General features: G+C 45.7%; 4 protein-coding genes and 1 tRNA gene. 1 reads left to right on the top strand and 4 read right to left on the bottom strand.

All coding sequences use genetic code 11. The annotated features are described in order from the left end of the window. Positions 1–160 precede the first annotated feature (160 nt). Complete coding sequence (locus B7Y67_RS12310; protein ID WP_293598898.1) at positions 161–709, top strand: YggT family protein; 549 nt, start codon at positions 161–163, stop codon at positions 707–709. 48 nt (positions 710–757) lie between these two features. Here the strand turns inward: B7Y67_RS12310 and B7Y67_RS12305 are convergent. From B7Y67_RS12305 to B7Y67_RS12290, 4 genes are all read right to left on the bottom strand, one after another. After that, positions 758–847 (bottom strand) — tRNA-Ser (locus B7Y67_RS12305). Between the two features lie 47 nt (positions 848–894). Further along, positions 895–2,205 carry a serine--tRNA ligase gene (serS, locus tag B7Y67_RS12300; RefSeq protein WP_293598897.1) on the bottom strand — a complete coding sequence of 437 codons (1,311 nt, stop codon included), beginning with the start codon at positions 2,203–2,205 and terminating at the stop codon, positions 895–897. A gap of 31 nt (positions 2,206–2,236) precedes the next feature. Beyond that, complete coding sequence (locus B7Y67_RS12295) at positions 2,237–2,980, bottom strand: outer membrane lipoprotein carrier protein LolA (RefSeq protein WP_293598896.1); 744 nt, start codon at positions 2,978–2,980, stop codon at positions 2,237–2,239. After that, the coding region (locus B7Y67_RS12290; RefSeq protein ID WP_293598895.1) for a DNA translocase FtsK at positions 2,940–4,001 on the bottom strand (1,062 nt) is incomplete at its 5' end. The genes B7Y67_RS12290 and B7Y67_RS12295, both read right to left, overlap by 41 nt.

Below are 4,001 nucleotides of genomic sequence, written 5' to 3'. Positions count from 1 at the left end.
ATAAAATGTGAAAAGAAATATTAGCGCCAAACTGAATGCGACTGAATAAAAGTGAATCGAGCACGGCAGCTCCTAATAATTGAATTGTCTATATTTCATTGTTGCACCAATTGAATAATGCTGCTGAACCATTGGCGTTTAAACACCCTACAATATGGTTATGTTGATACAAATTGCCAACCTCATTCTTCAGGTACTCGTTAGCATTGTTGCGGGAGCCTGCCTTTTACGCTGCTATTTACAGTGGCTTGCCTTCAATTTAGGCGCAGGGCAAAGTAAGTCTATTGGCGCTTATGTTCTGCCTTTAAGCAATTGGATTGTTCTTCCGCTAAGACGCTTCGTACCCAGTATTGGTCGCTTTGATCTAGCGAGTTGTGTCGCAGCCTATCTTTTAATTTTGGCCAAAATTTCGATCCTACTATTGATCTCTGGCGCTACTTCGATTGATATCTCTTGGTTAGCACTGGCATTAGTTGATATGCTAAACCTAACTCTTTCAGGACTGGTTGGCCTGGTTTTTATCAACATCATTCTTTCCTGGGTTGGCACAGGAACTCAAATTCAGTTTCTAGTATCACTATTAGTTAACCCCCTACTCACCCCGATTAGAAGGGTAATACCCAACTTTGGTGCCTTAGATTTATCTCCACTTGCTCTACTACTGATCCTTCAGATACTTCAGATTATTCTTGGGAATTTAAAGATTTAGTAGTTAACTGGGGTTCTCAAGATGCACTTGGATAGATAAGTGCTTCATTGGCGGAGAGAGTGGGATTCGAACCCACGGTAGGTTTGACCCTACGCCTGATTTCGAGTCAGGTACATTCGACCACTCTGCCATCTCTCCGAACCGAATAGCGATTATAGCTTTCGGGTATTTCTTAGATTTCTTACTTAGGCGGGCTTTAATACTTCCAAGCCGCCCAAGTATGGTCGCAAGGCTTTAGGAATAGCTATGCTGCCATCAGCTTGCTGGAAGTTCTCCAGTAGTGCAACGCCTGTTCTACCAACCGCAAGGCCAGAGCCATTGAGAGTGTGGACCAATTCTGGCTTTCCTTGACCAGCTTTAAATCTTGCCTGCATCCGTCTTGCTTGGAAGTCACCCATATTGGAGCAAGAGCTAATTTCACGGTAAGCATTTTGTGACGGAATCCAAACTTCTAAGTCATAGGTCTTGGTGCTGCCAAAACCCATATCGCCCGTACAGAGTAGTACTTTTCTGTAAGGCAATTCCAGCAACTCCAACACCTTTTCTGCATGTGAAGTTAATTCCTCAAGTAACTGCATTGATTCTTCTGGTTTGGCAATTTGTACGAGCTCTACTTTTTCAAACTGGTGCTGGCGAATCATGCCGCGTACATCACGTCCATAGCTACCAGCCTCAGATCTAAAGCATGGGGTATGAGCAACAAACTTTAACGGCAACTCTTCAACCGCCGTAATGGTGTCGCGCATCAAATTCGTCACCGGCACTTCTGCAGTTGGAATGAGATAAAAGTTTTCAATCTTCGCTTCGCCCGCACCATCTTCACCACCCATCTGACGCGGAACCTTAAATAGATCCTCTTCAAACTTAGGTAGCTGACCAGTGCCGCGCATAGATGCTGCGTTCACCATCAGGGGTACATAGAGCTCTTCATAGTCATGCTGACCTGTATGTAGATCAATCATGAATTGCGCTAAGGCGCGATGCAATCTAGCAACAGGTCCCTTGAGAACCACGAAGCGTGAGCCACTAATTTTTGCAGCAGATTCAAAATCAAGACCCAATGGTGCGCCCAAATCCACATGATCTTTTACTGGAAACGAAAACTCGGGGATTTTGCCCCATCGCTTTACTTCTTTGTTTTCAGTTTCATCTTTACCAACTGGGACTGTTTCATCCGGTAGGTTAGGAATGCCCATTAAAAAATCCGCAATCTCTGTCTGCAAAATTGCTAAGCGTGCTGCGCCAGACTCCATATCCACGTTGATCTGTGTCGCTTCAGCCATCTCAGCTGTAGCATCCTCGCCCTTACCTTTTTTCATACCAATAGCCTTAGCTAATTGGTTACGCTTAGCTTGCAACTCCTCAGTACGAGTTTGCAAAGATTTGCGCTCAGACTCTAAGGTATTGAACTTCTCAACATCCAGTTGGAATTTGCGAGTAGCTAAACGGGTAGCAACGGCTGCGATATCTTTGCGGAGTAATTGCGGATCAATCATCTGATGCTCTATTAGTTAATGTGTATATGCGTTAGTTTAAGCGTAAGACTTCTGCGCCAGCCGGCGGATTGAAAGTAAAGCGACTGGCAGGCAAATTGATATTGAGCTGGATCCTGTCTAAAGTAACCAGAACCACGCTACCCAGGCCATCAATGAGCTCGAGCGCTTTAGGCAGACCATTGGCCATGCCCACTGAGATCTTGGTGTAAGGCAAGTCATTACCATTCTTTGCATTTGGATTTTTCTTGGGTACTAGAGCAACCCATTTCATATCTAGGCGATCTTCACCGTCAACTAACTCAAAATGCTGGTCTAAGGAAGTCTCCCCGAACAGGATTGCGGCGGGGGTGGCCGCTAAAGCTTGTCCAGCTGGTCTAAAAGTCGCTTGATTTAAATCCTTATCCCACAAAATAAGTTGTTTGCCATCGGCAATGAGTTTTTGTTCGTAAGGCTTTTGGGTATCCCAAATAAATCGACCTGGGCGCTGAAATACAAAACGTCCTTGTGTTTGGCGAACTACTTTTAAACCTTTGTCTTGGGGTTCATTTGCCTTGGGTGCGCGCAACTGCTGCTGCATAAAATCACCTTCTGCAGTTTTAGAATTTCGCACAAACTGACGCAACTGCTCTGCACCACTTTCACCCTCAGAAAATGCGGAACTTGAAAATGCAAAGGACGCAAGGCTGATAAAGATGGATGTTGCTACGGATAAAAATCTACGCAATGGAGTCGCCTTATTCTGAAGGGCGATGGAGGATCTCGCGATTACCGCCATTACCCATCTTCGAAACTAAACCTGCCTTTTCCATATCCTCGAGTAAACGGGCTGCTCGGTTATAACCAATACGCAAGTGACGCTGCACCAGAGAAATCGATGGGCGCTTGTTTTCTAGGACGATAGCGACTGCCTGATCGTATAAAGGATCGGATTCACCACCACCTTCACCAGTCAGTGCATCCATCGTAGATTCATCAGCGCCCTCAAGAACACCGTCAATGTAATTGGCTTCGCCTTTTTCCTTAAGCCATTCGACCACACGGTGGACTTCATCATCCGATACGAAAGCACCATGGACACGCACAGGCAATCCAGTGCCCGGTGCCATGTAGAGCATGTCACCCATACCGAGCAGTGCTTCAGCGCCCTGCTGATCTAGGATGGTACGACTATCAATTTTGGAGCTCACTTGGAAAGAAATACGCGTTGGTACGTTCGCTTTAATCAAACCAGTAATCACATCCACGCTTGGACGTTGAGTCGCCAACACCAAATGAATACCTGCAGCACGGGCCTTCTGAGCAATACGTGCAATTAACTCTTCGATCTTCTTACCGGAGACCATCATCAAGTCGGCCAACTCATCAATCACGATGACTATCACTGGCGCTTTGTAGATTGGCTCTGGATCATCCGGAGTTAAGCTAAATGGATTAGTGAGCTTCTCACCTTTCTCCTCGGCTTCTAAAATCTTTTTATTAAAGCCGGCAAGGTTACGCACACCAAACTTACTCATCAACTTGTAGCGACGCTCCATCTCATTGACAGCCCAATTGAGCGCGTTATAGGCCTGCTTCATGTCAGTTACCACTGGACATAAGAGATGCGGAATCTTGTCATACATCGCCATCTCCAGCATCTTCGGATCAATCATGATCAGACGAACTTCATCCGGCTTCGCCTTGAAGAGGATAGATAGAATCATGGCATTGATACCAACAGACTTACCAGCACCAGTCGTACCAGCAACTAAGCAGTGAGGCATCTTTGCCAAGTCAGCAACGATCGGACTACCTGA

The organism is Polynucleobacter sp. 35-46-11, assembly GCF_002281105.1.
The sequence above is the reverse complement of the archived record's forward strand: the minus strand, read 5'-3'. Positions and strand labels throughout refer to the sequence as shown.

What these genes read in the sequence shown, in the direction of transcription:
- B7Y67_RS12310 (WP_293598898.1), top strand. Translation starts at nt 161, where the DNA reads ATGTTGATACAAATTGCCAACCTCATTCTTCAGGTACTCGTTAGCATT.
- serS (WP_293598897.1), bottom strand. Translation starts at nt 2,205, where the DNA reads ATGATTGATCCGCAATTACTCCGCAAAGATATCGCAGCCGTTGCTACC.
- B7Y67_RS12295 (WP_293598896.1), bottom strand. Translation starts at nt 2,980, where the DNA reads ATGGCGGTAATCGCGAGATCCTCCATCGCCCTTCAGAATAAGGCGACT.